The following is a 25701-nucleotide window of genomic DNA, read 5'->3' as shown; positions in this document are numbered from 1 at the left end:
CTAACTCGCGGGCCGGCGACCGTTCGAGCATGACCGGCGACGACGGCGGCGACGACGACCACGAGCGCTTCGAGACGCGCGCCATCCACGCGGGCCAGGCGCCCGACGAGGAGACGGGCGCGCTGATGACGCCCATCTTCGCGAACTCCACGTACGTCCAGGACGGGCCCGGCGACCACCGCGGCTACGAGTACTCCCGGACCGGCAACCCCACCCGGACGGACCTCGAGGACAACCTCGCGAGCCTCGAGGGCGGCGAGTACGGCCGCGCGTTCTCCTCGGGGATGGGCGCCATCAACACCGTGCTGAACCTCCTCGAGGCCGGCGACCACGTGGTCGCGGGCGACGACGTCTACGGCGGCACCCACCGCATCTTCACGCAGGTATACGAGGACTACGACATCGACTTCGACTTCGTCGACACCACCGACCACGACGCGGTCCGCGCGGCGATGCGCGACTCGACCGAACTCGTCTGGGTGGAGACGCCGACGAACCCGCTGATGAACGTCAACGACATCGGCGCACTCGCGGACATCGCCCACGAACACGACGCACTGTGCGCGGTCGACAACACGTTCGCGACGCCGTACCTCCAGCGCCCGCTGGAGTTCGGCGCGGACGTCGTCTGCCACAGCCTCACGAAGTACCTGGGCGGCCACTCGGACCTCGTCGCGGGCGCCCTGATTACCGACGACGAGGAGCTGGACGAGCAGTTCGGGTTCTACCAGAACTCCGTCGGCGCCACGCCCAGTCCCTTCGACTGCTTCCTCGTCCTGCGCGGCACGAAGACGCTGGGCGTGCGCATGGACCGACACTGCGACACGGCGATGGACCTCGCGGAGTGGCTCGAGGACCACGAGCACGTCAGTCAGGTGCACTACCCCGGTCTCGAGAGCCACCCCGACCACGAGCTCGCGGCCGAACAGATGGACGACTTCGGCGGGATGGTCTCCTTCGAACTGGACGCCACCCTCGAGGAGGCCAGCGACTTCGTCGGCGAGACCGAGGTGTTCACGCTCGCGGAGTCGCTGGGCGGCGTCGAGTCGCTCATCGAGCAGCCCGCGGCGATGACCCACGCCGCCATCCCGAAGGCGGAACGCGAGGCCGCCGGCCTCACCGACGGCCTGATTCGGGCGAGTATCGGCATCGAGCACGCCGACGACCTCAAGGCCGACCTCCAGCAGGCCATCGAGGCCGCTCTGGAGTGAGGGCGTAGTCCGCAGTCTGCCGTTTTTCTTCCCGTCTGCGGCCCGCCGACTGCCCCCTACTGCTTTCCGGTCTGACGTCGTAGGAACCGTATGCGACTCGCCAACGGCGTCTACGCGTTCCCGGTGACCGTACAGCGAGACGGCCGCGACGTGACGTTCCACCCGGCCGGCGTCGAGACGGACGACGGGCTGGTGCTCGTGGACACCGCGCTCCCCGGCCACCTCGACGACCTCGAGGCCGCACTCGATGACGAGGAGTTCCGGCTGCGGGACGTCGAGTTCGTCGTCGTCACCCACGAGGACGGCGACCACGCCGGCTGCCTCGCCGCGCTCACGGAGGAGACCGACGCGGCCGTACTCGTCGCGAAGGGCGACGCCCCCGTCGTGGAGGGCGACCGCGGACCGCGGGGCGGCGGAGGCGGCTACCCGCCGGCCGACGCCGACGTACGCATCACCGACGGGACGGAGCTCCGCACCGACGCCGGCCCGCTCCGGGTCGTCGACACGCCCGGCCACACCGACGGCCACGCCTCACTGTACCTGCCCGACCGCGGGCTACTGCTCGCCGCCGACGCGCTCAGGGTCGAGGACGACGAGCTCGCCGGCCCGGACCCGGAGTTCACGGAGAAGATGGACACCGCTGTCGATTCCCTCGGACGGCTCGCGGAGCTGAACGTCGACGGCGTGCTCGCCTTCCACGGCGGGTACACCGACGCCACCAGCGACGACATCCGCGACCTGAACGCGTCGCTGCGCAGTGGCGGCGACAGCTGAGAGAACTGGAGCCGCTTACAGGCGGCCGACTTCCTCGACGCTGACGGACTCGACGTCCTCGACGTTCGAGAACGCCTCTTCGACGGCTTCGGTCCCACCGGAGTCGTCGGGAACGATGACCGTCGTCAGGAGCGCGGTCAGACCGAACGCGACCTCCTCCGTGTCGGTCCCGTTGATCTTCGCGCCCTCCGGAAGCGAATCCGAGAGGGACTCCTGGAGGTCGTCGAGGTCGATCTCCGGGCTCTCCGGCATGACCTTGAGGACGGCGGCGACCTTGCTCATGGTCAGGGCCCCCGGAACCCGCAGTCGGGACACTCGTAGAGGTTGCTCTGCTTGCGGCACTTCGCACAGCGGTAAATCTGCTGGCCGCAGTCCGGGCACTTGAACGACGCGGCGGTCGTGCCGGAGATGTTGATGCCACAGGAGACGCACTTGCGCGCCTGCGAGGCTTCGCTCATACAACTGGTATCGCCCGGACGCGTTTTAACCATTGTCTTTCGGCAGCGCTCCGGGCGTCCACCCCGTCGACGCTACGAACCCGGGAGGATGTCGCCGAGGGCGGCGCCGATGGCCATCGGCACCCACGCGACGAGGACCGTCGCGGCGGCGACTGGGGGGTCGTCGGCGGGGAGCCGCCCCCAGCCCGCCAGCAGGACGGCGGCCGTCGCCAGCGAGACGGCGAGCACGCCGGCGAGCCGTCGCGGCACGAAGCCGAAAAGCGTCCGCGCGACCCGGACGTCCTGGAACTCCGCGACGTAGAGGACAGCATGCACGATGGCGACGGTGGCGGCGACGGTCCCCACCAGCAGCCACGGCGAGGCCGCGACGAACTCCCCCGCCTCGTTCGTACCGCCCTCGACGGCCATCGGGATGCCGAACAGGAGGCTGCCGAGCGCGGCCTCTGCGGCGTCGTGCCGGTCGAACCCGTAGATGACCTGCCCGAACGCCGACCCCTGAATACTCCCGGTGAGGGTCTTGATCTCGTCGAGCTGGCGCTGGGCCTCGGGGTCGTCGACGACCTCGTCCAGCTCCTCGAGTTCGTCGAAGAGGTCGGAGACGTCCGGCCGGTCCCGCCCGCCCGAACCGTCCGAACGGCTCGCTCGCTCGCTCATGACCGAGCGGTCACACCGGAGGTCCTTATAGGTCCGACGCGGCGTCGACGTCCGCGAACTCGAAGCGCGCGCCGCCCGCGTCGCTCTCGGTGACGGACACCGTCCAGCCGTGCGCGTCTGCGACGTTCGAGACGATGCTGAGCCCGAACCCCGTCCCGTCCGCGCTCGTGGTGAAGCCGTGCTCGAAGACGTCCTCGCGCTCGCTCTCCGGGATACCGGGGCCGTCGTCGGCGACGTAGAAGCCGTCGTCGGTGTCGCCGAGCGTGACGGTCGCGACCGGCCCGCCCGGCAGGCCGTTCGCTTCGCCCTCGACCCCGTCCGACTGCTCCCCTGTCACGACCACACCCTCGTCTCCCGCCGGGTCACTCGCGTCCGTGGACTCGGTCACTCGGGGCCCGTGCTCCACGGCGTTCCGGAAGAGGTTCGACAGCAACTGCTGGAGCCGGCTCCGGTCGGCGGACACGCGCCGTGACGCCCGAACGTCGAGTGCCACGCCGTCCGTCTCGACGGTCCGCCAGACCTCCTCGAAGCGCACGCCGGCGAGGTCCTCGCGGCCCGTTGCGGCGGCCGCGGCCGCGTTCCACGCCGTGACACAGTCGTCGCTCTCGTCTCGGGCGTCGTCGCTGCCGCACCTGAGCGTGACCGGTGGAGCGTCCGTTTCGTCGTGGACGGCCGGCGCTGGGTCGTCGTTCATCGCTCGTTGATACACCCAGTAGCGGTGGCGAACAGGTTAATGCCGCGGGTACCCGTCCCGCCGCCGACACGTCGCCTCCGGCGAGGTAGGTTTAACCGCGCGCGGCGGGAATCGACGGCCATGACCGACAAGGGCTGGTTCGCGGACGTCGACGTCCGGAACCCCGACGCGGCGGGTGACGCGGTCCGGACGGGCCGGGCCGACGCCCCCGACGACTGGCCGGCGGTGGCCGTCGCGGACGGCGCCGCCAGCGACGAGGCCGAGTACTACGACCGCCTGCGAGCGGCGACGCTCGCGGGGACGCGGGCGGCCGTCCGGGAGCGCGAGCGCGCCGACGACCAGCAACTCGTGCACGCCGTCCGGGCGATGGCGGACCTCTCGGACGCCGCCAACGAGGTCGCCGAGCGCGCCGTCGAGTGGGCCGGCAGCCTCTTCGAGGACGTGGAGGGAGGCGTCGAGGGCGCGCGCGCTGTGGCGGGCCGCGAGCCCGAGACCCCGGCCGAGGAGCGCGCCGTCGCGCTCTGCCGGCGGGCCGCAGACCTCGGCGACGAGCGGGAGCGCGTCCGGGAGTTCGTGGAAGCGCAGGCGCCGGCGGTCGCGCCGAACCTCTCGATGCTCGCCGGACCCGTGCTCGCCGCGCGCCTGATTGCGCTCGCCGGCGGCCTCGAGGAGCTGGCGAAGATGCCCTCCGGGACCGTGCAGGTGCTCGGCGCCGAAGACGCGCTGTTCGCGCACCTCCGGGGGCACGCGCCCTCGCCGAAACACGGCGTCATCTACACCCACGAGTACGTGCGTGGCACCCACCCCGACGAGCGGGGGTCGGCGTCGCGCGCGCTCGCCGGGAAGCTCTCGATTGCGGCTCGCGTCGACCACTACTCGGGGGACAGACGGCCCGAACTCCGGGACGAGCTGGACGAACGCATGGAGCGCATCCGCGCTCGTGATACGGAATGACCGACCTCCCCGAGGGCGTGCAGCGACGGGAGTTCGACGGGGGCGACGAGGTGCTCGCGACCCGGGGCGAGCCGTCGTACGGCGAACCGGTCGTAGACGGCTGGCGGCGCTGGGAGGCCCACCGCTCGAAGTTCGGCGCGACGCTCGAACTCGGCCTGGACACGGGGCTGTCGGGCGGCGACGGGGTGCTGTACCTCGGCGCCGCGAACGGCACGACCGTGAGCCACGTCGCCGACTTCGCGGGCCCGACGTACGCCGTCGAGTTCGCGCCCCGGCCGGTCCGAGACCTGCTCGACGTCGCCGAAGCCCGCGAGACGCTGTTCCCGCTGCTGAAGGACGCCCGGAAGCCCGAGACGTACGCGCACGTCGTCGAATCGGGGCTGGACGCCATCGTGCAGGACGTCGCGACCCGCGGGCAGGCCGACGTGGCGCTGGCGAACCGCCAGTTCCTCGCCGACGACGGCCGCCTCGTCGCCGCAATCAAGGCCCGCAGTGAGGACGTGACCGAAGCGCCCGAGGCCGTCTTCGAGCGCGTGCTCGACGAGCTCCGCGACGGCTACGAGGTGCTGGCGACCGAGCGCATGGAGCCGTTCCACGACGACCACCTCGCGGTCGTCGCGACGCCGGAGTGACGCCCCCGGCAGACTGAAGACGACCCACACCGCCGGTTCCAGAACTATTTACGCGCTCGAACTGAAAGCTCGGGCCAGCATGGACGTGGGTTCGCCGGAGGCGTTCGCGGAGATGGGGACGCTGGGCGTCGAGGAGGAGTTCTTCGTGGTCGACGAGCGCGGCGTGCCCACCGCCGGCAGCGACGAACTGGTGTACGAGGGCGAGCCGCCGGAGCTGCTGGAGGGCCGGCTGGACCACGAGCTGTTCAAGTTCGTCATCGAGACGCAGACGCCGAAGCTCGACGGCCCCGGGGCGGCGCCGGCGGCAATTCGGGACGTGCGGGCGGCGCTGGTGGCGTACGCCGAGGAGCACGGCTTCCGGATTGCGGCTGCAGGGCTCCACCCGGGGGCGCGGTGGCGGCAGCACGAGCACGCCGAGAAGCCCCGGTACCGGTCGCAGCTCGAGCGCATCCAGTACCCCCAGCACCGGAACACGACGGCGGGCCTGCACGTGCACGTCGGCGTCGACGACCCGGACAAGGCGGTCTGGGTGGCGAACCGTCTGCGGTGGCACACGCCCGTAATGTTGGCGCTGTCGGCGAACTCACCGTACTGGAACGGCTTCGACACGGGGCTGGCGTCGGCCCGCGCGAAGATCTTCGAGGGGCTGCCGAACACCGGGATGCCGACCGCGTTCGACTCCTACGAGGACTTCCAGCAGTTCGAGCGCCGGATGGTGGAGTACGGCAGCATCGACGACCGCGGCGAGCTCTGGTACGATGTCCGCCCCCACTCGGGCCACGGCAGCGTCGAGGTGCGGGCGCCCGACGCGCAGGCCAGCCCCGAGGTCGTGGAGGCGTTCGTGGAGTACTCGCACGCGCTCGTCACCGACCTCGCCGAACGCTTCGAGGACCACCCCGAGCCGTTCGCCGAGAACGGCCTGCGCCGGGAACTCCTCGACGAGAACAAGTGGCGGGCGACGCGGCACGGCCACGACGCGTCGTTCGTGGCGCGGGACGGCGCCGACACCGTCGACCTCGGGGAGGTCGTCGACCGGGAGTGCGAGCGACTCGGCGTCTCCGGCATCCGGGACGTCTACGATGCCGAGTCGGGCAGCGAGCGTCAGCGAAGCGTCCTCGAGGCCGACGGCGAGCGTGCGCTCTACGAGTCCCTGGTGCTGTAGCGGACACGCGAGTGCGGCGACGGACCCCGAACTCGCCCGCCGTCGGGCGTCTGAAACGACGAAGGGTTTTTCATCCGCTCGTCGCTTTTGTCCTAGACGAAACAACGCATGTCCGAGGACACACCTGACGACGACGGAGCCTCCCCCCGGGACCGTCTCGAGGACGGCAAGGACCGCGCCGTCTCCGGGTTCGACCAGGGCGTCGTCGACATTCTCGCCTGGCTGCTCGACACCGAAACCCGCGCTCGCATCTTCGTCTACCTCCGCCAGCACCCCTGGAGCACCAGCGAAGAGGTCGCCGACGGCACCGGTCTCTACCCGTCGACCGTGCGGGAGGCACTGGCCGAGCTCGCGGACGACGACGTCGTCGAGCGACGCAAACGACAGGCCGAGGGCGCCGGCAACAACCCCTACGAGTACACCGCCATCCCGCCGAGCGACCTCGTCTCCGGCGCGGTCGGCCGCGTCCAGAACGAGCTCAACACGGTGTTCAACCTCGACGACCGCCTCGACCGCGACGTCGACGCCGGCACCACCGGCGGCGACGCTACGGATGACGCGCCGGTCCGCATCGAAGTCGAGGACAGCTCCAGCGACGGCGACGACGCGGACGCCGACCACCGGAAAGACGGCGACGACGGCGCCTGAATCCAAACTGCTAAACGCGCCCGGACCGACCGGCGGGACATGAACGTCGCTCTCGGTGGCACGTTCGACCCGATCCACGACGGCCACCGGAAGCTCTTCGAGCGCGCGTTCGACCTCGGCGACGTGACCGTCGGCCTCACCAGCGACGACCTGGCGGCCGAGACCCGGCACGTCGACCGGTACGTCCGCTCGTTCGACGCGCGCCGCGCCGACCTCGACGAGGAACTCGCCGCCCTCGCCGACGAGTACGGCCGCGACTACCGAATTCGGAAACTCGAGTCGCCCACCGGCATCGCCACCGAACCGCACTTCGACGTACTCGTCGTCTCCCCGGAGACGGAGGACGGCGGCCAGCGCATCAACGACCTCCGCGCGGAGGACGGAACCGGCCCCCTCGACATCGAGGTCGTCGACCACGTCGAAGCCGACGACGGCGACATCATCTCCTCGACCCGCATCGTGAAGGGCGAAATCGACGAACACGGCAACCTGACGCCCGAACGCGACGGCCGCACCCCCCAGTAGTCTTCTGCCCGTCTCGGGAACGGACGTCGAACCGGTCTACCACGTCGGCGGGTCGAAGCCCGCTCGCTCCAGCATCGGCTTCCAGCGCTCCTGCACCACGAGCCGCGACACGCCGGCGGCGTCCGCGACGGCGGTCTGGCTGCGCTGGTCGCCGGCGATGAGCGCGCCGGCGTAGATGCTCGCCGCGACAGCCGCCGGCTTCGAGCGCTCCGCCGGGCTCTCGGCGGTCGACAGAAACAGGTCTTTGGCGGTCGACCGAGCCTCGGCGTCCAGTTCGAGCTCGTCGGCGACGGCCTCGAGTTCGTCCAGCCACTCGCGCTGCTCGAACTCGTCGCCCGCACGGTACATACCACACCGTTCGTCGGCTCCGACGTAAACCTTCGTCCGGCAATCCACAGTAATTCGGCGCGCCGGCCTCGTCGGCGTCGGCGCGTGGGCCGTCGCTACCGTCGTGCTGGCCGGCCTCGCGTTGCTCGGTCTGGGCTCGCTGGACGCCCTCGGTGTCCCCGGAGCGGAGCGCAACGGTTTTTTGCGTCTGCCGGGTACCGGAGTACGCGCGCGGGTAGCCAAGCCAGGAAACGGCGCAGCGCTTAGGACGCTGTCCCGTAGGGGTCCGCCGGTTCAAATCCGGTCCCGCGCACTGACCGAGTTTTCGAGCGGAGCGAGAAAGCGAAGGATGGAGCAGGCACGGATTCGAACTCTGGAAGACGAGCGCAGCGAGTCTTCCTCCGGTTCAAATCCGGTCCCGCGCACTGCGAGGCGCGAACGAAGTGAGCGTCTGCGTATTGCGAACGGCGAGCAGCGCGAGCCGTGAGCACGAACGAACGAACCGAACCCGTCGCCGTGTCGAATCCGGACCTGCCAAGTTCGTCTTCGACCCCAATCAGGGCAGGCGAGCGATTACCAGTGAGTCGTCCGTTCACAGTGGGAGCAGTGCTGGTCGTCGTGCGGGCGTCAGACGAACGGGCCGGCATCCTTTTTATGCGCGCGGCGAGAGGTACCAGTAAATGAGTCGGCCACCGGAGCTCGTCGGGGACATCGTGGAGGGCATCGACGTGCTGTTACTGTTCTCGCCGAGCGGCGCGTACTACGAGCGCGCGACCGACCTCGAGGACACGGCCGTCGTGGTGGTGGCCCAGGAGAACACCGTGGACGCAGACGAGTTCGTGGAGCTGCCACTGGAGTTCGACGACGTGCGCGAACGCATCCGGTTCGGCGTCGAGGGCGCGCTGAGCGAGGGCGTGGTGACCGACGGCGACGAACTCGGGTGTGCCGCGCCGCTGTTCGGCGACGACATCGACATGGTGACCCGGACGCGCGCGGACGACTCGGACCACTCCGGGGTGTACGACCTGTTCGCGAACTCCCGCGGGGAGCCGGGGGTCATCCGCGACGTCTTCGAGGTCGCCATCGAGCTCGGACGGAAGGGCCAGAAGGGCGAGCCCGTCGGCGCGCTGTTCGTCGTCGGGGACGCCGGGAAGGTGATGAACAAGAGCCGGCCGCTGTCGTACAACCCCTTCGAGAAGAGCCACGTGCACGTCGGCGACCCCATCGTGAACGTGATGCTGAAGGAGTTCTCGCGGCTGGACGGCGCGTTCGTCATCTCGGACTCGGGGAAGATCGTGTCCTCGTACCGGTACCTCGAGCCGGGCGCGGAGGGCACAGACATCCCGAAGGGGCTGGGCGCCCGACACATGGCTGCGGGCGCGATCACGCGGGACACGAACGCCGTCGCCATCGTGCTCTCCGAGTCGGACGGGCTCGTCCGGGCGTTCAAAGACGGCGAACTGGTGCTGGAGCTGGACCCCGAGGAGTACTGAGATGGTGGCCGCGCAACTGGACGCACTGACCGGCCCGCAGTTCCGGTACGCGCTCGCCGCCGTGGTGTTCGTCCTCGGGCTGCTGCTGGGGTACCTCGTGGGTCGCGTGAACGAGCGCGTGCTTCGCGCCCTCGGCGTCGACGAGGCCGTGGAGGGGACGAGCGTCGAGCAGGTCGTAGACCGCGCAGGGTCGACGACAGTCCGGGTCGTCGCACGGTTCACGTCCTGGGTGGTGTACGTCGTGGCGGCGCTGGTGGCACTCGACATCGCACGGTTCTCGATTCAGACGCCGCTGTGGTACCCCGTGCTGAGTTACTTGCCGTCGGTCGTCGTCGCGGTGGTGGTGTTGATGGCGGGCGTACTGGTCGGCGACCGGGTCGAGTTGTTCGTGAGCGAACGGCTGCGGTCGGTGAAGCTACCGGAGGTCTCGGTGGTGCCGATGGCGGCGAAGTACACGATCCTCCTCGTGGCCGGGCTCGTGGCGCTGGCGCAACTCGGCGTCGCCGTGACCGCGCTCGTCGTGGTGTTCGCCGTCTACGTCGGGTCCGTGGTCGTGTTCACGCTGGTGGCGACCCGGCACCTGTTGACGTCGGCTGCGGCGGGCGTCTTCCTCCTGTTGCGGGAGCCGTACGGTATCGGCGACCGGGTGGCCATCGGCGACCACGAGGGAATCGTCCAGGAGGTCGACGTGTTCGTGACGCACGTGGAGGCCGAACAGCGCGAGTACGTCGTGCCGAACCACCTCGTACTCCGGCAGGGCGTCGTCCTCGTCCACGAGCAGCAGTGATGGACGGTCTCTACACCGCACTCGGCGCGGTGGCGTTCGCCGCGGTGGGTGCTGTGCTCGTGAGCCGACCGGGCGTGCGGTCGTGGGCAGCGTCGACGCGCGGTCGCGCGTGGACGCGACGCGTCGGGGCGCTCGGTGTGCTGGTCGCGGGCGCGGCGACGGGCGTCTTCCCGTCGTCGCCGGCGCAGGGAATCCTCGCCTACTTCGCGGCCGGCGTGCTCGCGTTCGGCTCGGCGTCTCTGGCGGCTGCGGGCGCGGCGTGCACCGTGGAGCACCGCGTCGCCGACGCGTCCCTCGGCTCGGTTCTCCGGGCGTTCTGGCAGGTGGCGGCGACGGAGTTCCGCGTGACCCGGTACGGGCTCGCGGTCGCAGGCGTGGCGTTCCTGCTGGCCGCGCTGACCGGCGGGGTCGCCGTCGACGCGACACTGAGTGCCGTCGGCGCGCTGTCCTTCGGCGGGCTGCTGGCGGTCCTCGGCGGTCTGACGGCGGTCGGCGCGCTCGTCCCGGGGAGCGGACGCAGCCGTACTGGGACAGCGGAGCGAAGCGATACGGCGGCCGGTGAGCGTGAGCGAGGAGAGGAACAGGGGAGCCCTGATACCGGTTCGATCGCCGGCACTGGCGGAGAAGAGGACGGCAACGGCGGCGGCGGTGGCAGTCGTAGCGACGAACCCCCGCGCTAGTCGGAGTCGACAGGCTCTGCCGGCACGCCCGCGACCGTCTCGCCGGGCGGGACGTCGTCGGCCACCAGCGAGTTCGCGGCGACCTGCGCGCCCTCGCCGATCTCGACGCCGGGCAACACCACGGCACCGGCGCCGATCATCGCGCGGTCGCCGACGACGACTTCGCCCGTGCGGTACTCGTCCTGCAGGAATTCGTGGCACAGCAGAGTCGCGTCGTAGCCGACGATGGCCTCGTCGCCGACCGTGACCAGTTCCGGCCAGAAGACGTCCGGCGTCGACTCCAGCCCCCACGAGACGCCGTCGCCGACGGTGACGCCGATGCTCGCGAGCAGCCAGTTCTTCAGCTTGAGGCTCGGCGAGATGCGGGCGAGGACGATGGCGACGTAGTTCACGGCGACCCGCAGGGGGTGTTTGGCGTCAGTCCAGAACCACAGGGAGTTCCCGCCGTCGGGCGTCTGGTGTCGGTCGAGGCGGTCGTGGCGGGTGGGCACGCTGTCGGCTTCGCCCCCCTCCGTCATCAAGCCTCGTGGTCCGGCGCGTCCCCGGGTACCGTCGTGAACGTCCCGGTGACGTCCCAGTCGTGGACGCAGTGGACGTCTCCCGCCTCGTCGCCGTCGATTCGCCACTGCTCGTCCTCGTCGCTCCATCGTTCGTGTCGCTGGCAGCGCGTGCACTCCCGCTCCGAGGGTGTGCGAATTTCTGTCATTGCAGCCAGACAGCACCCGGAGTGGCTTGAGGCCTGCGGTCCAAACAGTTAGGGGGCTGGCACGTCCTCGTGGAGTCGTGCGATTCGGCATCCTCTCGACGGCGAACATCGCGGACGTCGCGGTCGCCCCGGCCATCCGGGCCTCCGAGCACGAGGTTCACGCGGTGGCCTCCCGGGACCGCGAGCGTGCCGCGGCGTTCGCCGACCGCCACGACGTACCGGTCGTCTGCGACGACTACGACGCGCTGTTCGACGCGGACGTCGACGCCGTCTACGTCCCGCTGCCGAACAGCCTGCACGCCGACTGGACGTGCCGGGCCGCCAGCGAGGGACTGGACGTGCTCTGCGAGAAGCCGCTGGCCAGCGACGCCGACGAGGCCGTCGAGGTGGTCCAGCACTGCCGGAACGCCGGCGTCACGCTGATGGAGGCGTTCATGTACCGCTACCACCCGCGGACCGAGCGCGCCATCGAGGTCGCCGAGCGCCACCTCGGGGACGTCCAGCACGTCCACGCCGCGTTCAACTTCCCGCTGCCCCGCGACCGGTCCGACGACGTCCGCCTCGACCCGGCGCTGGCGGGCGGGTCGCTGATGGACGTGGGCTGTTACGCCGTCAACGCCGCCCGCCAGTTCCTCGGGGAGCCGGTGGCCGCCGACGCCAGCGTCCACGACGCCCGCGACTGCGGCGTGGACACCAGCGTCGCCGGCACGCTAGAGTTCGCCGACGGCGGCACGGCGACCGTCGAGGCGAGCTTCGAGTCCCGGAACTACCAGTCCTACCGCGTCGAGGGCACCGACGGCTGGCTGGAGGTCGAGGACGCATTCAACCCCACGCACGGCGACGGCGTCGTCCTGCGCTGGGGGACCGACGGGAAGACCGTCGAGGAGCAGTTCGACCCCGTCGACCAGTACCGATTAGAGGTAGAGCACTTCGCCGACTGCGTCGAATCCGGCGACCAGCCCCGAACTGACGGCGAGGAGGCCGTCGCGAACATGCGCGCCATCGACGCGCTCTACGAGGCCGCGCGCACCGACGGCTCCGTGCCGCTGTAACTGGGCCGGGCGCACTGGTTTCGCCGGCGTCGCTGCTGCCGTCAGGCGTCGTGGTCGGCCCAGAAGGCGTCGAGCTGGTCGCCGAGGAACTCCGGCGTCATTCTCGTGAACTCCGCCCGCTCGCCCGGGCCGAGATACTCGAAGACGGAGTGGCGGGCGCCCTCGACGTACCGGCCGTCGGCGAGCACGCGCACGCCGACCTCCTCGGGGCCGCGAATCACGCGACCCATGGCCTGCCGGGCGCGCCGGACCGCGGGCACCGTCAGCGCGTACTCGAAGGCGTGGTCCTCGCCGAAGGCGTCGGCGTACGCCCGCCGGACCGCCCGCACCCGGGGCGACCCGACGTTCACAAGCGGGACGCCGACGACCAGACAGGCCGCGAGCTTCTCGCCGTCGTAGTCGACGCCCTCGGTGAGCGTCCCGCGCGTGCTCGTCACCAGTACCTTCCCCTCGCCCCGGAAGAACTCGGCTTTGAGGTCGTCGGTCGCCTCGTTCGACGACGACTCGTCGACGAGCACGTCCTTGTCCACGACGCCGTCGCCGCCGAGGTAGTCGGCGGCCCACGCCGCCTCCCGGTAGTTCGGCATGCAGACGAGGACGTTGCCCGGCTGGCGGGCGACGGTCCGGAGGACGTAGCGGTACTCGTCGCGGGTGCGGTTGTCGTTGTCCGGTTCCGGGTCGCCGCGGTTGTGGGCGGTGAACGGCGCGGCGTCGACGAGGAAGCTCGCGCGGTTCTCGGCCGGGAACCGGAGGTCGTAGCGCCGCTCAACGACGGGCCGGGGGTCGCCGTCGCCCGCGCCCGCCTCGAGCCGGTCCAGCCCCGCGACCTCCCGGAACACGTCCAGCGGTTCGAGGGTCGCGCTCATCAACACGCCACCGCCCACCTCCGACAGCGTCTCCCGGAGCGCTCGCGCCGGCATGCAGTTGAACATCACGAGGGCCGGCGTGTACGCCTCGGCCCACTTCGCGCCCGCCCGCCCCGAGTCCTTGGGTGCGTGCTCCAGCTCTATCTCGCGGAAGTACGTCGCGTGGTCGCGCTCCCACCACCGCTGGAGCGTGATGCCGACCGGCCCCGCCACCGCCGACCGGTCGCCCTCGTCCTCCAGAATCGCCTGCACGGTGCTCCCGACAGCAGCCAGCGACCGCCACGTGTCCCCAGTGTGGCCGTTCCGTTCGGCCCACTGCGTGAGGTCGTCCGGCCGCTCGGTCTCGGGGTCGCGCAGCGGTACCTCGTGGTCGCGCTCGGGCAGCGACGCCGCGAACTCGGGGTCGAACCCTTCCTCGGCGAGGTACTGTGCCACGCGGTCGTCCAGCCACTCCAGGACGTCCCCGAGGAACTCGACCATCACCTCGACCGCGTCCAGCGAGAGTTCGTGGCTGGCGAGCCGGTCTTCGACCTCCTGGCGGTTCTCCCGGCTCTGTTTGGCCTGCGTGAGCAGCGTCCGGCAGTCGTTCCGGGCGCGAGCCAGCGTGTGCCGACCGACCCGGTCGGAGAGCAGGTCGCGGACGCGCTCCTCCAGCCGGTGGGCCTCGTCCACGACGACGAACGTCGAATCGTCGACGAGGTGCTCGGTGAGCCCCCGCGTCTGCGGGTCGAAGAGGTGGTTGTAGTTCCCGACGACGACGTCCGCGTGGTCGAGCATCACCTGCTGGACCCGGTGGGGGCACGTCCCGTGCTCGACGCTCGTCGGCAACACGTCCTCGCTCGTGACGACGTTGTGCCGGCCCGCTTCGAAGCCGACCGGCGAGCCCTTGTTCCGGCCGTACCAGTCGGCCTCGAACGGACAGAACAGCGGCGCGTCGTCGCCGTCTGAGAAGTCCTCGGGCGCGGTCGGCTGGTGGGGGACGTACGGCGAGTCCGCGCCGTCCGTCCGCAGCGGGTTCTCGGAGAGCGTGTGGCTGGCGTCGGCGCGCGCCGACCGCGCGAGGTCCCGGCCCTTCACGGGGTCCCACCACGGCTCGTCAAGCGCGTCCGCCGCTCGGAGTTCCGTCAACTCCCTCGCGTCCTGTCCGTCGAACTCGCCGCCCTCGCCGTCCGCGTCCACGAGCCCCGCGGTCGACTCCCGGAGGTCCTCGCAGCGGTCGTGGACGCTCGACTCGTCGGGGAACTTCCCCTCCCGCTCGTACGGGCAGAGGTCGCGCTTCCCGACGAGCGCCACGCCGTCCAGCGGCTCGTCGAGGCTGGCGTTCATCGTCCGGAGGTCGGCGACGAACTGCTCCAGTTGCTGTTTGACAGGCGTCACCACCAGCACGCGCTCGTAGCTGTCGGTGTTCCGGACGAGGTGTGCGCCGGCGGTCAGCGCAGCCATCGTCTTCCCCGTCCCGCAGGGCCCCTCCATCGCGAGGAAGCCGTCGCTGTCCCCGGCGTCGACGGCGGCCTCGATGGCGTCTGCCTGCTGGTCGTACGGCGCCTCGAACCCGAAGAACTCGCGCCACGGCTCCCCGGCGTCGGCGGCGGCGTCGTCGGCGTCGCCCATTCGGTAGTCGGTGGGGCGGCCTCGGGTAAGAACCCTCGGAAGCCGGGCCTACAGCGCGTCCCGGACAGCGCCGATTCGCTCGTCGAGTTCCGCCCGAACGTTCGCCGCCAGTTCGTCGCTGGAGACGTCCACGTCGGCCGACCAGTCCTCGAACGCCTGCGGCGCGAGGAGGGACGTGAACAGCCGGTAGACGGGCCGTCGCTCCGCGAGGCCGTCCGGGAGACCGCCCGCTCGCTCGCGGTAGCCCGCGAACTGGGCGTCCCGCAGTCTGTCGAACTCGTCGTCCGGGACGTCCGGCTGGTCGAAGTTGTTGGCGACGGAGTCCACCACGTCGAGGGCGGGGTCGCCGACGACCGCCCGCTCCCAGTCGAGCAGCCCCGGCGGGTCGACGTGGACGTTCGGTCGAGCGGCGTCCAGGTGGAGCAGCGCCGCCGGCGCACCGTCGAGTAGCGGCCGCGCGTCCTCCAGGACGTCGACGACCTGTCCGGGGACGTCCGAGAAGCGCTCGGCCCACCAGTCGTCCGCGCGCTCCTCGACGGTCCACACGAGCACGTCCGTCCACGAGCCCGCCTCGAGTTCAAGGCCCTCGGCGTCGCCGCCGACGACCTGAGCCGGCGCGTCGAACCGGGCCTCGTGGACGCCGGCGAGCGCGCGACCCGCCTCGCGGGCGAGCCACTCGCGGTCGACGTCCTCGTCCTGCCACACGTCGGTCATCGCCGTCCCATCCAGCGGCGCCGTCGCGAGGTACGGCCGGTCGCCGTCGGCATCGGCGGCCAGCACCGCCGGGACGGCCACGGAGCAGTGTTCGGCGGCGTACTGCGTCGCCGCAATCTCCCGCACCAGTCGGTACGTGCGGTCGGTGGCCGTCTTCAGGTACGCGTGGCCGCCGTCGGCCAGCGTCACGAGTGCGGTCTCGTTCCCCGGCCGGGTGTCCTGCTCGGCCACGCGTTCGATGGTGCGGTCCGGGAACGCCGCGCTGGCGGCGGAGTGGAGGGCGTCGGTCACGCCTCGAACCGCGGCAGCGACGGAGAAAGGTCTTGTCCCGCTACAGCTGCGGGAGCTCCAGCGGCACCGAGCCCTTCGTGTAGCCCTGCACGGTGCCGTCCGGCCGCAGCCGGAACACGACCGCCGGCCGGTGGTGGACGTCCGGCTGCTCGCCGAGAATCCGGCGCCACTCGTCGTCCGGGAACGACGAACAGTCCACGAACAGCACCGCGCCGCCGCCGTGCTCGCTGAGTTGGCCGTCGGTCTTCGTCGCCGCCGTGTCCCGAATCGCCGCGATTGGCGTGCTCGCCGCGCGGTCGTTCGTCGGCACGGGCCGCGTGACCTCAACGAGCACGCCCTGCTCGCCCTCGCGGTCGGCACGGAAGTCGAGGCTGTGCCCGGTCGTCACCTCGATCTCCGGGGTGACGTCGTAGCCGGCCTCCCGCAGCAGCCACGCGGCGTGGAACTCACTCATCGCCGAACTCGACCGCGTCACGTCCAGGTACTCGGAGGTCCCGAGCTTCCCCGCCATCTCGTGGCGGTGGTCGTCGAAGACGCCCGTCGACAGGAACGACTCGTAGAAGTCCAGGGCGTCCTCGGAGTCCGCGTCCGGGAAGCCGGCGGCGTGCTCGCGGAAGAACGCCCGGGTGGTCTCCCGGCCGTCCTTCGAGCAGAACACCGGCAGGAAGAACCACGACACGTACGGGTACGGCTCCAGCCACGGCGCCTGCTCGTGGAGCTCCGCCGTGAACTCGCGTTGCGCCCACCGGCTCAGGTCGAACGGCGCCTGCGCGAACGTCTGTTTGTCCGTCCGCCACAGCGGCGACGGCGTCTCCGTGTTCCCCAGCCACCAGCCGCCGGTCTCGTCGTCGCCCGCCCGCCACGCGAACAGCGCCGTGTCGCCGTTGTCCACGTCGAACCGCACCGCCTCGTAGCCCGACGGCTGCCTGAACCACGGCGCGCCCATCGACGCCCCGAGGTTGTCGTCGAGCTCACTGTGGAGGGCTCGAGCGACGCGGCCGCTGTCCCAGCGCTCCCGCGAGTGCCGGAACCGGAGGGGTTTCGCCACACCGAACCTACTCCGGCCTGCGGCTTACCGGTTTCGTCGTCGTCGTGGTCGTGGTCTTCCGTTCCCCGTGACTGGCGCCGTCTGGTCGGTGGTCGGTCCCGCTCACTCGAGGCGGTGCTGGAAGGCGTCAGCCCGCCAGCGGAACACGGCGCCGTACTCCTCCCACTGGTCGTTCTCCGCCAGTCGGTACTCCGCGAACTCCGGGTTCCGCACCAGCTCCAGCTCCGAGATGTGCAGCCGGAGCGGTTTCTGGAGGGCGTCGAACGTCGTGGTGGTCCGCTCGGTCTGAGTCGGCTCCGCGTCAGGGTCGAACTGCGGTCCCTCGACCGGGTCGACCGTCACGTCCCCGAACTGGTAGCGCTGCCAGACTGCGTACTTGTCGTACGGAACGGTATCCGTGGGGGGCTTCTCCCGGACAATCTGGAGTTTGAACCGGCGTCCACTCCCGGAGTCGCCGGCCTGCCAGAGGACCCCGCGAACGTGGAGTTTCAGCAACCGCTCGTGGGTCACCCCGGCGTCCACAACGTACTCGCCGGACGTGTACTCGACGCCGTCCACTTCGACGTCGGAGAGCGTCCCGTCGAAGCTCCGCTGCTCCCGGTACTGAAACGGCACCGACACCTCGTGTGCTCGCTCGACTGTCGGTCGGATTCGGTCGGGGAGGTGCTGTTCGGACTCCTTGTCCCACACTGACCGGGTTTCATTCGGGTCTATCCAGGGCGGCACAATCGTTCCTGCACGAACTTCTGTACTGTTTCGTGAAAAGTTCTCTGCCGACTGGTCCTCAATTCGCAACGACTAAGCGACAGACTCGCCCACGGACGAACGCGTGCGAGGGTAGCCAAGCTCGGCCAACGGCGACGGACTCAAGATCCGTTCTCGTAGGAGTTCGAGGGTTCGAATCCCTTCCCTCGCATCGTACTCGCGCCCTGCGCGCGAGATAGATGCAGGGGGTTCGAACGCCGTCGGGCCACCGACGGAAGTTCGAATCCCTTCCCTCGCATCGCCCCGCGACCGCGGGTGATGCGGGAAGTCCGCGAGACGGACTTCCCTCGCAAAACTACGTAGCCTGGCACTGTCCAGCAGCGACGGCGACGTCACTTCCGGGGTTAGCGTCGCCGGTCCGCTACCACCGGTCTGGAATCGTCGCGAGGTTTTTCCTCGCAGTAGTCCCTCCATCGCGGCATGACTGAGGAGACGCTGTACGAGCGGCTCGGCGAGCGCGACGGGATCCGCGCGGTGGTCGACGACTTCTACGACCGGCTCGTGGCCGACGACGACCTCGGCCCCTACTTCGAGGGCGCCGACATCGACTCGCTGCGTCGGACGCAGACGGACTTCCTCTGCGAGGCGGCCGGTGGCCCAGAGACGTACGACGCCGCACCAGTCCAGGAGGCGCACGCCCACGTGCCGTTCACGCCGACGGACATCCAGCGCGCGATCGAACTGCTGTACGAGAGTCTCGACGCGTTCGACGTCCCCGACGAGGACGCCGACCGTGTCGTCGAAGCGGTCGCCGCCTTCGAGGACGAGCTGCTGGCGAGCTCCGCAGACGCCGCCGACGACGACTGAGGGAGCGCGAGACGCGAGACCGACGGCTCTTTGGGCGGGCACGCCAGTTCTCGGGGCATGAACGACGACGACGACACGGGCGAGACAGCCCACCACGTCACCGTCGCCGAGCGCGCCGCGAGGGCTGGCGGCGACGTCGCGCTGGACGCGTTCCGCACCGGCATCGACGTGGAGACCAAGTCGGGGAAGACCGACGTGGTCACCCAGGCCGACCGGGCCGCCCAGCGCCGCGTCATCGAAGTCATCCGGGAGACACACGCCGAAGACGCCATCGTCGGCGAGGAAGAAGACGAACTCAAGACCGTCCCCGAGCAGGGCGACGCCTGGGTCATCGACCCCATCGACGGCACGAACAACTTCGTGCGGGACACCCAGATCTGGGCGACCGCCGTCGCCGCGGTCGACGACGGCGAAGCTGTCGCCGCCTGCAACCACCTCCCCGCGCTCGGTGACACCTACGTCGCCGGCGACGACGGCACCACGCTGAACGGTGATCCGGTCTCCGTCAGCGAGAAGACCGACCCGGAGGCGTTCGTGGTCGCGCCCACCATCTGGTGGGACTTCGACCGCCGCGACGAGTACGGGAACGCCTGCGCCGCTATCGTCGACCGCTTCGGGGACATGCGGCGCTACGGCTGCGCGCAAGCCGTCCTCTCGATGGTCGCCAGCGGCCAGCTCGAAGCCACCATCACGAACGTCTACGCGCACCCCTGGGACAGCGTCGCCGGCGTCCACCTCGTCCGGCAGGCCGGCGGCACGGTCACGGACGTCCACGGCGACCGCTGGACGCCGGGCGCCGAAGGCCTCGTCGCCTCCAACGGCGAGGCCCACGACGAGGTGCTCGCCGCCGCTCGCGAGATTCGCCCCGAGTAGTAAGGTATTGGGCCTGCCAACGAGTACCGCGGGTATGGACCTCGACGACACGGACCGCGCCATCCTCCGCGCGCTCCAGAACGACGCCAGAAAACCGTTCAGCGAGATCGCGCGCGAGATCGACATGTCGTCTGCGACCGTCCACGACCGTGTCAACCGCATGGAGGAGGCCGGCGTCATCCGCGGCTACCACGCCGACGTCGACCCGAAGGCCGTCGGCTTCGGCACGTCGGCGTTCGTCGGCCTCCGCGTCGAACAGGGCCGCGAGGACGAGACGCTCGACCGCCTCACGGCCATCGACGGCGTCCAGGAAGTCAACCTCACTACGGGCGAGTGGGACATCATCCTCCGCGTCGTCGCGGAGAACACGGACCACCTCCGGGAGCTCATGTTCGAACGCATCGCCGACATGGACGGCTTCGCGCGCTCCCAGACGATGGTCGTGCTCGGCACCGAGTACGAGTCGGCCGAACTCCCGCTGTAGACCGCAACGGTAAAACCCGGTCCGCACACGCGTACGGACATGACCTCCTTCCCGGAGACCAGCGCCGAGCGCACGTGGACGGCGACTGTGCTCGCCGTCGTCGCCGCGCTCGTCGTCGGGTCGCTGTTGTTCACCGACACCGTCTACGGCGACTTCATCTGGCACTACTTCTGGGGGCCCGTCTACGCAGACGCGCAGGGCGCCCAGTGCGCCGTCTGGAGTGGCGGCGCCGTCGAACTCGTCTTCAACAAAGCCGCCTGCGCCGCCGCCAGCGAACCGGTCGCGTACCCCGGCTACACCATCGTCTCCGAGATCGGGTACGCCGTCACCCTGCTGGGATCGCTCGTCGGCGTCCACTTCTTCCTCGAGCGGTTCCGGGTCGGCGAGCGCCTGAACCTCCTCTACGCGCTGTTCCCGTTCGTCCTGCTCGGCGGCGCCCTCCGCGTCGTCGAAGACGCCAACAACGCGACCGAACTCTTCGGGAACGTCGATCCCTTCATCTCCTACCCGCTGAACACGCTCATCATCAGTCCGGTCATCTACTTCGTCATGTTCGCGGTGACGCTCGCTGCGCTCGTGAGCACCGTCCTGCTCGCCCGGCGCACCGACGTCTTCGACGACTACCACCGCCCGCTCGCCGCAATCGGTACCGCCATCCTCGCCGCCAACGTTCTCGGCCTCGGCTACCTCGCCGCCACCCGCGACTACGTCCAGTTCATCCCCGTGTTCACCGTGCTCACGCTCGGCCTCGCCACGGTCATCACCGCGGTCGTCTGGTGGGCCGCCCGCCGCTGGCTCCCGAGTGTCACCAGCGGCACCGAAACCGCCGGCGCCCTCATCCTCTGGGGCCACGCCGTCGACGGCGTCGCCAACGTCCTCGGCCTCGACTGGGGCGCCGAACTCGGCTACCCCCGCGGCGACCTCGTCTCCAAACACCCCCTCAACGAGTACATCGTCGACGCCACCCACGCCCTCCTCCCCGAATCCGTCGTCCACTTCACCGGCGACACCTGGCCGTTCATCCTCGTGAAAGTCGCCGCCGTCCTCCTCGTCCTCTCCCTGTTCGACGAACAGCTCCGCGACGAAGCCCCGCGCTACACCACGCTCATGCTCGTCGCCGTCCTCGCCGTCGGCCTCGGCCCCGGCACCCGCGACATGCTGCGGGCGACGTTCGGGATATAACACGCACCTGTACCTTTTGCTGCACTCGCTCGGGCGCTGAGGCGCCCTCGCTCGTTGGCAAAAGCTACACTAAAAGCACTCCCCCTTTGGTTCGCTCGCTACGCTCGCTCCCCTCAGTCGTCGGCCGCTGCTCGCACCGCTGGTGCTCGCAGCGCGAACCGCTTTGCTCGGGTTCTTAGCGAGACCTTCGGTCTCGCGGGCTCTCGTTCGCCTCTGGCTCACGAGAACTTCGAACCACTCGCTCGCGGATGCGAGCCACTACCGGCCGCGTAGGTTCAAGTACGAGAGCAGGACCACTTCGGCTCGTGACCTGACAGCCGGCCGGTGCGTGCGGACGCGGAACGGCGGCACCACGCACCGGCGCAGTCGCCCGCCGCCTGCTAGCCCTACTTGAGCCGCTTGCTGACGTACGGGCCGTCCTGGTGGTAGCCCAGCTTCCGCTTGTAGTACTGCCGGGCGCCGATGCCGGAGATGACCGAGAGCTTCTCGAAGCCCTCGGCGGCGGCCATCTCCTCGGCACGCTCCATCAGGCGGCGGCCGTAGCCCTGGTGCTGGTGCTGGCCGTCCGCCGTGTCGTCGCCCACCGAAACCTCGCTCCCGTAGACGTGGAGCTCCCGGAGCAAGGCGGCGTTCTCCAGCTCGTCGCGCACCGGGTCGTCCGGGAATCGCAGGCGCGCGAACCCGACCAGAAGGTCGCGGTCGAAGTCCTCGAAACTGATGAAGTGCTCCGTGCCGCCACCGGCCTCGTAGGTCTGCACGTCGAGTTCGACGTTCTCGGGGTCCTCGTCGTTCATCCCGGCCTCCCGGCAGCGGATGCACTCGCACTCCCACCCGTGCTCGTCCATCCGCTGGCGGGCGAGCTGCCGCAGATTCGACTTCCAGACGCCGGCGTCGATGAAGTCCGCCGGGATGTCCCGCTGGACGCGCTGCAGGCGCGTGTACCGGGGAATCATGTCCTTGATCTCGGCGACGAGGTCGGCGGCCTCCTCGTTCTGGAGCGGTTCGAACTCGCCGTTGCGCCACATGTCGTACGTGATGGTGTCGCGGACGACCAGCGTCGGGTAGATCTTGAGGTAGTCCGGCTTCCAGCGGCTGTCCTCGAACAGCCGTCGGAAGTCCTCGAGGACCATCTCCTTGCTCATCCCGGGCTGGCCCGGCATCATGTGGAACCCGACCTTGAACGCGGCGTCCCGCAGCCGGCGGTTCGCGTCCACGGACGCCTGCACGCCGTGGCCGCGGTGCATCTCGCGGTTCACGCGCTCGAAGGTCGTCTGCACACCCACCTCGACTTTCGTGCCGCCGAGGTCGAGCATGCGGTCGACCTGTTCGGGGTCACACCAGTCCGGCTTCGTCTCGAACGTCGTCCCGATGTTCCGGATTTCCCCGAACTCGTTGTTCGCGACGACGTCCTCGAGGTACGCGAAGTCGTACTCCTCGGGGTCCTGGGCGAACGACTCGTCCTCGCTCGGCGCCGGCTCCTGGTCGCGGTCGTAGTCGTTGAGCGCCTGGAGCGCGCGCTTCACGAACCACTCCTGGTAGTCGTGGCTGCGCGCCGTCATCGTCCCGCCCATCAGGATGAGTTCGACCTTGTCGACCGGGTGGCCGATCTCCCGGAGCTGGTGGAGGCGCAGGGTCACCTGCCCGTAGGGGTCGTAGTCGTTCTGCACGCCCCGTGCTGCGGCGGGCTCGTGGCCGGTGTAGGACTGACTGGACGTGAACTCGCTGGCCGGGCCCCCCGGGCAGTACAGACACTTGCCGTGCGGGCACGTGTGCGGACTCGTCATGATGGCGACCGGCGTCACGCCCGACGCCGTCCGCACGGGCTTGCGCTGCAGGACCTCCTCTAGCTCCTCGCGGCGGCCGTCGGGCGCGAAGTCCAGCAGTTCGGAGTGCTTCGGCACTTTCGACGCCGAGTACTCCGAGCACACGTCGAGTTTCGCACTCTCCACGTCGTCCTCGCCGACGTCGCCCGCGAGGATGCGGTCGACGAGCTCCTCGCAGGCGGCCTGGAACGCCCCGTCGCCGGCGTCGCTACTCATTGGTGGGTGGAAGCCGCCGCGGGAGAAAAAGCGTGTCGTTAGGCCAGCTGGTCGGCGAGCGCGTCGACGACGGCGTCGAGGACGGCGTCGCGTTCGCCGGCGAGGAACTCGATGCGGCCGTCGCGGGCGCCCCGCGCCGTTACGCCGGCGTCCGGGACCTCGCTGGCGACGTCGTCGGCGACGGCGTGCACGTCGATGGCGTCGTCGCTGCGCACCCGGAGTTCGTCTTCGTCGACGCCGAGCAGGACGTCGGCCCTGTCGTCGCGCCGGTGGAGCGCGTCGAGCAGGAGGTCGACCGGTGGGAAGTCGTACTGGTGCGTGTAGGCGTCCACGTCCAGCGTCTCGAACGCGACGCCGTTCTCGCCGCGAACCGAGAGGTGGGGTTCGGCGGTCGAGAGCTCGGTGTCGAGGCGGTCCCGGAACTGGGTGGCGACGTGGTCGACCAGTTCGTCGTCGGCGTCGCCCCAGAGGAGGTCCGAGATGAGTTCGCGCTTGTCCTCGTAGGACTGGTAGAACGCTTCCAGCGCGATGGCGTCGCGCAGCGCTTCGAGCTCGTCGCGGTCGAAGCCGGCGTCCGTCGCGAGGTCGGCGTACGCCTCCGGGAGGTCCTCCCAGTACGCGACTGCGGGGAGGTGCTGGAGGTCCTCGCGGACGTCGCTGTTGACGACGGCGGCGAGCTGCGCGCCGAGCGCGCCCGTGTTGACGGGCTGTTCGCCGGCTGCCGTCGGGGAGACGAGGACGTCCATGCCGGCGGCGTCGTCGGCGTAGCCGCCGTCGACGACGACGGTGTCGGCGTCGTAGATGTCCAGCAGGTCGAGGGCGTCGGTGGACTCGGTCGTGGAACCGGCGCCGACGAGCACGAACAGGGGGTGTTTCTCGTCGTGGCGTTCGGCGGCCTCGAGCATGCTGGTGACGTCGCCAGTCGCGTCGTCGATGGTGTAGAAGGCGTCGTCGAGCGGGCGCCGGTCGACGTAGTGGTACTCGGCGTCCTCGCGGGCGTGCTCGTCCCGAATCAACGGGAGGAGCGCGCGTTCGATGGCGGTGCCGGCGACGTAGCCTTCGACGGTCGTGGGGTGGCGGACGATGACCGGGCGGGCGTCGATGACGGCGCGCCGGATGGCGGTCGCGGCGTCCACGAGGTCGTCGTGGACGGCGCTGACTGCGTCGTCGTCGGCGAAGAGGTCGGTGGTCTCCGGGGCCGCCTGCTCGTCGAGCGCGTCGTCCATGCGCTCGCGGACGGCGGCTGCGTGTTCGTCGTCGAGTTCGGTGACGTCCTCGGTCTCGACCTGGAGTTCGCCGCGGCGGCGTTCGACGGTGCCGTCGAGACTGACGACGCTGCCGGCCTCGATGCCGGGGTAGGCGCGGACGCCGGCTTCCTTGAACGCGGCGGCGTCGACGACGCCGGTCTCGTCGGCGAGTTCGAAGACGGTGGGGCCGCTGGTCTGGCGGGCGCTCGCGATCTCGGCCTCGACGGTGACTGCGTCGTCGACGTAGTCCTCGAGGTCGCCGACCTTCACGGTCGGGCGACCCTCAGATTCTTCCTCGTCGTCGTCTTCAGTCACGTCGGTCTCGCTCGGTGCTGCTTCCTCGGTCTGGTCGGTGTCCTCAGCTGCTTCGTCGTCGCTACCCGACGCTTCGACGGCGTCCGCTCGCTCGTCGTCGTCTTCGTCGTCGGTGTCGCCGCCCGCGAACTCGAAGCTGGCGTCGCCGGAGCGCGAACTCGCGTCCTCGACGTGCTGGCCGCCGTCGGCGGTCTCCGCGTCGGCAGCCTGGTCGGTCGCGTCGGCGTCCTCGGTGGTGTCTGCGGGCTCGTCGGCTTCGTCGGTCTCGGGCTCCGCCGATTCGCCTTCATCCTCGCTGCCGTCGTCCACGTTCTCGGGGAGTACGGCGTCCGAGTCGTTGTCTGGGTCGTCGACGAGCTCGCCACGGAAGTCGCGCATCGACTCCCGAATCGACCAGCCGAGGTCGACGTTGCCGTTGTCGTGGACGTCCGTCACCTGGACGAAGACCTCGTCGCCGGCGTCCCAGTCGAGGGACTCGACGCGCCCGGGAATCTCCGAGCGATGGAGGAGGCCGGTGACCGCGTCGCCGACGTCGACGAAGACGCCGAACTCGGCGAAGCCGTCGACGGTGCCGCGGTAGAACCGGCCGGGCGTGAGTTCATTCGGTGAGTTGCCTCGGAAGTCGAATACGACGTCCTCCTCGTGGGTGTCACAGATGTGCCCATCCGTGGAGGAGCCGCAGACGATACAGGTACCCATTTG

General features: G+C 70.0%; 27 protein-coding genes, 2 tRNA genes and 1 pseudogene. 17 read left to right on the top strand and 13 right to left on the bottom strand.

All coding sequences use genetic code 11. The features are described 5' to 3' along the window. Nucleotides 1-29 precede the first annotated feature (29 nt). Both LT971_RS06240 and LT971_RS06235 read left to right on the top strand, forming a co-directional pair. The gene (locus tag LT971_RS06240) at nucleotides 30-1211 is read left to right on the top strand and encodes a cystathionine gamma-synthase (RefSeq protein WP_237005988.1); all 1182 of its coding nucleotides are present in this window, start codon (nucleotides 30-32) and stop codon (nucleotides 1209-1211) included. Between the two features lie 90 nt (nucleotides 1212-1301). Next, complete coding sequence (locus LT971_RS06235; RefSeq protein WP_237005987.1) at nucleotides 1302-1985, top strand: MBL fold metallo-hydrolase; 684 nt, start codon at nucleotides 1302-1304, stop codon at nucleotides 1983-1985. A gap of 15 nt (nucleotides 1986-2000) precedes the next feature. On the opposite strand, the gene LT971_RS06230 is transcribed toward LT971_RS06235, so the two are convergent. The 4 genes and pseudogenes from LT971_RS06230 to LT971_RS06215 all read right to left on the bottom strand — a co-directional run. Beyond that, a complete protein-coding gene (locus LT971_RS06230; protein ID WP_237005986.1) occupies nucleotides 2001-2267 on the bottom strand; it encodes an elongation factor 1-beta in 267 nt (88 codons plus the stop codon). Nucleotides 2268-2269: 2 nt separating this feature from the next. Further along, on the bottom strand, nucleotides 2270-2443 hold the full coding sequence (locus LT971_RS06225; RefSeq protein WP_010902845.1) for an HVO_2753 family zinc finger protein: 174 nt from the start codon (nucleotides 2441-2443) through the stop codon (nucleotides 2270-2272). 72 nt (nucleotides 2444-2515) lie between these two features. Further along, entirely contained in the window at nucleotides 2516-3097 is a 582-nt protein-coding gene (locus LT971_RS06220; RefSeq protein ID WP_237005985.1) for a DUF2391 family protein, read from the bottom strand. 25 nt (nucleotides 3098-3122) lie between these two features. Continuing rightward, nucleotides 3123-3587: pseudogene (locus LT971_RS06215) on the bottom strand (sensor histidine kinase); the annotation flags it as partial. A 324-nt stretch (nucleotides 3588-3911) separates the two neighbouring features. On the opposite strand from LT971_RS06215, the gene LT971_RS06210 reads away from it, so the two are divergent. From LT971_RS06210 to LT971_RS06190, 5 genes are all read left to right on the top strand, one after another. Continuing rightward, nucleotides 3912-4745: an NOP5/NOP56 family protein gene (locus LT971_RS06210; protein ID WP_237005984.1), complete on the top strand. Its 834-nt coding sequence runs from the start codon at nucleotides 3912-3914 to the stop codon at nucleotides 4743-4745. After that, a complete protein-coding gene (locus LT971_RS06205) occupies nucleotides 4742-5377 on the top strand; it encodes a fibrillarin-like rRNA/tRNA 2'-O-methyltransferase (protein WP_237005983.1) in 636 nt (211 codons plus the stop codon). The genes LT971_RS06210 and LT971_RS06205 overlap by 4 nt, the downstream gene beginning before the upstream one ends. A 79-nt stretch (nucleotides 5378-5456) precedes the next feature. Continuing rightward, nucleotides 5457-6539 carry a glutamate--cysteine ligase gene (locus LT971_RS06200; protein ID WP_237005981.1) on the top strand — a complete coding sequence of 361 codons (1083 nt, stop codon included), beginning with the start codon at nucleotides 5457-5459 and terminating at the stop codon, nucleotides 6537-6539. A 108-nt stretch (nucleotides 6540-6647) separates the two neighbouring features. Further along, a complete protein-coding gene (locus LT971_RS06195; RefSeq protein WP_237005980.1) occupies nucleotides 6648-7187 on the top strand; it encodes a winged helix-turn-helix domain-containing protein in 540 nt (179 codons plus the stop codon). A gap of 39 nt (nucleotides 7188-7226) precedes the next feature. Next, a complete protein-coding gene (locus LT971_RS06190; protein ID WP_237005979.1) occupies nucleotides 7227-7712 on the top strand; it encodes a phosphopantetheine adenylyltransferase in 486 nt (161 codons plus the stop codon). A gap of 36 nt (nucleotides 7713-7748) precedes the next feature. On the opposite strand, the gene LT971_RS06185 is transcribed toward LT971_RS06190, so the two are convergent. Then, nucleotides 7749-8060, bottom strand: coding sequence for a transcription initiation factor IIB family protein (locus tag LT971_RS06185; RefSeq protein WP_237005978.1), 312 nt, complete (start codon nucleotides 8058-8060; stop codon nucleotides 7749-7751). Between the two features lie 208 nt (nucleotides 8061-8268). Here LT971_RS06185 and LT971_RS06180 point away from each other — a divergent pair. The 4 genes from LT971_RS06180 to LT971_RS06165 all read left to right on the top strand — a co-directional run bounded on the left by LT971_RS06180 (nucleotide 8269) and on the right by LT971_RS06165 (nucleotide 10999). Beyond that, nucleotides 8269-8352, top strand: a tRNA-Leu gene (locus LT971_RS06180). Nucleotides 8353-8719: 367 nt separating this feature from the next. Then, nucleotides 8720-9532 (top strand): diadenylate cyclase DacZ, encoded by an 813-nt coding sequence (gene dacZ / locus LT971_RS06175; RefSeq protein ID WP_237005977.1) that lies wholly within the window; start codon nucleotides 8720-8722, stop codon nucleotides 9530-9532. 1 nt (nucleotide 9533) lies between these two features. Then, the gene (locus tag LT971_RS06170; RefSeq protein WP_237005976.1) at nucleotides 9534-10319 is read left to right on the top strand and encodes a mechanosensitive ion channel domain-containing protein; all 786 of its coding nucleotides are present in this window, start codon (nucleotides 9534-9536) and stop codon (nucleotides 10317-10319) included. Further along, nucleotides 10319-10999, top strand: a complete 681-nt coding sequence (locus LT971_RS06165) for a hypothetical protein (RefSeq protein ID WP_237005975.1) — start codon at nucleotides 10319-10321, stop codon at nucleotides 10997-10999. Before LT971_RS06170 ends, LT971_RS06165 begins: the two co-directional genes overlap by 1 nt. On the opposite strand, the gene LT971_RS06160 is transcribed toward LT971_RS06165, so the two are convergent. Together LT971_RS06160 and LT971_RS06155 are read right to left on the bottom strand one after the other, a co-directional pair. Next, a complete protein-coding gene (locus tag LT971_RS06160; protein WP_237005974.1) occupies nucleotides 10996-11517 on the bottom strand; it encodes an acyltransferase in 522 nt (173 codons plus the stop codon). The genes LT971_RS06165 and LT971_RS06160 overlap by 4 nt on opposite strands. Next, the gene (locus LT971_RS06155; protein ID WP_237005973.1) at nucleotides 11517-11705 is read right to left on the bottom strand and encodes an HEWD family protein; all 189 of its coding nucleotides are present in this window, start codon (nucleotides 11703-11705) and stop codon (nucleotides 11517-11519) included. The genes LT971_RS06160 and LT971_RS06155 overlap by 1 nt, the downstream gene beginning before the upstream one ends. 77 nt (nucleotides 11706-11782) lie before the next feature. Between LT971_RS06155 and LT971_RS06150 the strand changes: the two genes are divergently transcribed. After that, nucleotides 11783-12757 (top strand): Gfo/Idh/MocA family protein, encoded by a 975-nt coding sequence (locus tag LT971_RS06150; RefSeq protein ID WP_237005972.1) that lies wholly within the window; start codon nucleotides 11783-11785, stop codon nucleotides 12755-12757. A gap of 41 nt (nucleotides 12758-12798) precedes the next feature. On the opposite strand, the gene LT971_RS06145 is transcribed toward LT971_RS06150, so the two are convergent. The 4 genes from LT971_RS06145 to LT971_RS06130 form a co-directional block, all read right to left on the bottom strand. Then, nucleotides 12799-15234, bottom strand: a complete 2436-nt coding sequence (locus LT971_RS06145; RefSeq protein WP_237005971.1) for an ATP-dependent DNA helicase — start codon at nucleotides 15232-15234, stop codon at nucleotides 12799-12801. Between the two features lie 48 nt (nucleotides 15235-15282). After that, the gene (locus LT971_RS06140; RefSeq protein WP_237005970.1) at nucleotides 15283-16239 is read right to left on the bottom strand and encodes a phosphotransferase family protein; all 957 of its coding nucleotides are present in this window, start codon (nucleotides 16237-16239) and stop codon (nucleotides 15283-15285) included. Nucleotides 16240-16279: 40 nt separating this feature from the next. Further along, a complete protein-coding gene (locus LT971_RS06135; protein WP_237005969.1) occupies nucleotides 16280-17287 on the bottom strand; it encodes a DUF5784 family protein in 1008 nt (335 codons plus the stop codon). Nucleotides 17288-17389: 102 nt separating this feature from the next. Further along, complete coding sequence (locus LT971_RS06130; RefSeq protein WP_237005968.1) at nucleotides 17390-18013, bottom strand: hypothetical protein; 624 nt, start codon at nucleotides 18011-18013, stop codon at nucleotides 17390-17392. Between the two features lie 105 nt (nucleotides 18014-18118). On the opposite strand from LT971_RS06130, the gene LT971_RS06125 reads away from it, so the two are divergent. The 5 genes from LT971_RS06125 (at nucleotide 18119) to LT971_RS06105 (ending at nucleotide 21398) form a co-directional block, all read left to right on the top strand. Then, nucleotides 18119-18203 (top strand) — tRNA-Leu (locus LT971_RS06125). A 269-nt stretch (nucleotides 18204-18472) separates the two neighbouring features. Beyond that, a complete protein-coding gene (locus LT971_RS06120; protein WP_237005967.1) occupies nucleotides 18473-18859 on the top strand; it encodes a group I truncated hemoglobin in 387 nt (128 codons plus the stop codon). A gap of 57 nt (nucleotides 18860-18916) precedes the next feature. After that, nucleotides 18917-19732, top strand: a complete 816-nt coding sequence (locus LT971_RS06115; protein WP_237005966.1) for an inositol monophosphatase family protein — start codon at nucleotides 18917-18919, stop codon at nucleotides 19730-19732. Nucleotides 19733-19766: 34 nt separating this feature from the next. After that, a complete protein-coding gene (locus LT971_RS06110; protein ID WP_237005965.1) occupies nucleotides 19767-20216 on the top strand; it encodes an Lrp/AsnC family transcriptional regulator in 450 nt (149 codons plus the stop codon). A gap of 39 nt (nucleotides 20217-20255) precedes the next feature. Beyond that, nucleotides 20256-21398 (top strand): DUF63 family protein, encoded by a 1143-nt coding sequence (locus LT971_RS06105; RefSeq protein WP_237005964.1) that lies wholly within the window; start codon nucleotides 20256-20258, stop codon nucleotides 21396-21398. Between the two features lie 386 nt (nucleotides 21399-21784). Here the strand turns inward: LT971_RS06105 and LT971_RS06100 are convergent, their stop codons facing one another. Next, nucleotides 21785-23437 carry a tRNA uridine(34) 5-carboxymethylaminomethyl modification radical SAM/GNAT enzyme Elp3 gene (locus LT971_RS06100; RefSeq protein WP_237005963.1) on the bottom strand — a complete coding sequence of 551 codons (1653 nt, stop codon included), beginning with the start codon at nucleotides 23435-23437 and terminating at the stop codon, nucleotides 21785-21787. A 38-nt stretch (nucleotides 23438-23475) separates the two neighbouring features. After that, nucleotides 23476-25698, bottom strand: a complete 2223-nt coding sequence (locus LT971_RS06095; RefSeq protein WP_237005962.1) for a DHH family phosphoesterase — start codon at nucleotides 25696-25698, stop codon at nucleotides 23476-23478. Between the last annotated feature and the right edge of the window lie 3 nt (nucleotides 25699-25701).

The sequence above is a fragment of the Halobacterium rubrum genome (genome assembly GCF_021729015.1).
GTDB lineage: Archaea > Halobacteriota > Halobacteria > Halobacteriales > Halobacteriaceae > Halobacterium > Halobacterium rubrum.
This window is presented reverse-complemented; position numbering and strand designations above follow the sequence as displayed.

What these genes read in the sequence shown, in the direction of transcription:
- LT971_RS06240 (WP_237005988.1), top strand. Translation starts at nt 30, where the DNA reads ATGACCGGCGACGACGGCGGCGACGACGACCACGAGCGCTTCGAGACG.
- LT971_RS06235 (WP_237005987.1), top strand. Translation starts at nt 1,302, where the DNA reads ATGCGACTCGCCAACGGCGTCTACGCGTTCCCGGTGACCGTACAGCGA.
- LT971_RS06230 (WP_237005986.1), bottom strand. Translation starts at nt 2,267, where the DNA reads ATGAGCAAGGTCGCCGCCGTCCTCAAGGTCATGCCGGAGAGCCCGGAG.
- LT971_RS06225 (WP_010902845.1), bottom strand. Translation starts at nt 2,443, where the DNA reads ATGAGCGAAGCCTCGCAGGCGCGCAAGTGCGTCTCCTGTGGCATCAAC.
- LT971_RS06220 (WP_237005985.1), bottom strand. Translation starts at nt 3,097, where the DNA reads ATGAGCGAGCGAGCGAGCCGTTCGGACGGTTCGGGCGGGCGGGACCGG.
- LT971_RS06210 (WP_237005984.1), top strand. Translation starts at nt 3,912, where the DNA reads ATGACCGACAAGGGCTGGTTCGCGGACGTCGACGTCCGGAACCCCGAC.
- LT971_RS06205 (WP_237005983.1), top strand. Translation starts at nt 4,742, where the DNA reads ATGACCGACCTCCCCGAGGGCGTGCAGCGACGGGAGTTCGACGGGGGC.
- LT971_RS06200 (WP_237005981.1), top strand. Translation starts at nt 5,457, where the DNA reads ATGGACGTGGGTTCGCCGGAGGCGTTCGCGGAGATGGGGACGCTGGGC.
- LT971_RS06195 (WP_237005980.1), top strand. Translation starts at nt 6,648, where the DNA reads ATGTCCGAGGACACACCTGACGACGACGGAGCCTCCCCCCGGGACCGT.
- LT971_RS06190 (WP_237005979.1), top strand. Translation starts at nt 7,227, where the DNA reads ATGAACGTCGCTCTCGGTGGCACGTTCGACCCGATCCACGACGGCCAC.
- LT971_RS06185 (WP_237005978.1), bottom strand. Translation starts at nt 8,060, where the DNA reads ATGTACCGTGCGGGCGACGAGTTCGAGCAGCGCGAGTGGCTGGACGAA.
- dacZ (WP_237005977.1), top strand. Translation starts at nt 8,720, where the DNA reads ATGAGTCGGCCACCGGAGCTCGTCGGGGACATCGTGGAGGGCATCGAC.
- LT971_RS06170 (WP_237005976.1), top strand. Translation starts at nt 9,534, where the DNA reads ATGGTGGCCGCGCAACTGGACGCACTGACCGGCCCGCAGTTCCGGTAC.
- LT971_RS06165 (WP_237005975.1), top strand. Translation starts at nt 10,319, where the DNA reads ATGGACGGTCTCTACACCGCACTCGGCGCGGTGGCGTTCGCCGCGGTG.
- LT971_RS06160 (WP_237005974.1), bottom strand. Translation starts at nt 11,517, where the DNA reads ATGACGGAGGGGGGCGAAGCCGACAGCGTGCCCACCCGCCACGACCGC.
- LT971_RS06155 (WP_237005973.1), bottom strand. Translation starts at nt 11,705, where the DNA reads ATGACAGAAATTCGCACACCCTCGGAGCGGGAGTGCACGCGCTGCCAG.
- LT971_RS06145 (WP_237005971.1), bottom strand. Translation starts at nt 15,234, where the DNA reads ATGGGCGACGCCGACGACGCCGCCGCCGACGCCGGGGAGCCGTGGCGC.
- LT971_RS06120 (WP_237005967.1), top strand. Translation starts at nt 18,473, where the DNA reads ATGACTGAGGAGACGCTGTACGAGCGGCTCGGCGAGCGCGACGGGATC.
- LT971_RS06115 (WP_237005966.1), top strand. Translation starts at nt 18,917, where the DNA reads ATGAACGACGACGACGACACGGGCGAGACAGCCCACCACGTCACCGTC.
- LT971_RS06110 (WP_237005965.1), top strand. Translation starts at nt 19,767, where the DNA reads ATGGACCTCGACGACACGGACCGCGCCATCCTCCGCGCGCTCCAGAAC.
- LT971_RS06105 (WP_237005964.1), top strand. Translation starts at nt 20,256, where the DNA reads ATGACCTCCTTCCCGGAGACCAGCGCCGAGCGCACGTGGACGGCGACT.
- LT971_RS06100 (WP_237005963.1), bottom strand. Translation starts at nt 23,437, where the DNA reads ATGAGTAGCGACGCCGGCGACGGGGCGTTCCAGGCCGCCTGCGAGGAG.
- LT971_RS06095 (WP_237005962.1), bottom strand. Translation starts at nt 25,698, where the DNA reads ATGGGTACCTGTATCGTCTGCGGCTCCTCCACGGATGGGCACATCTGT.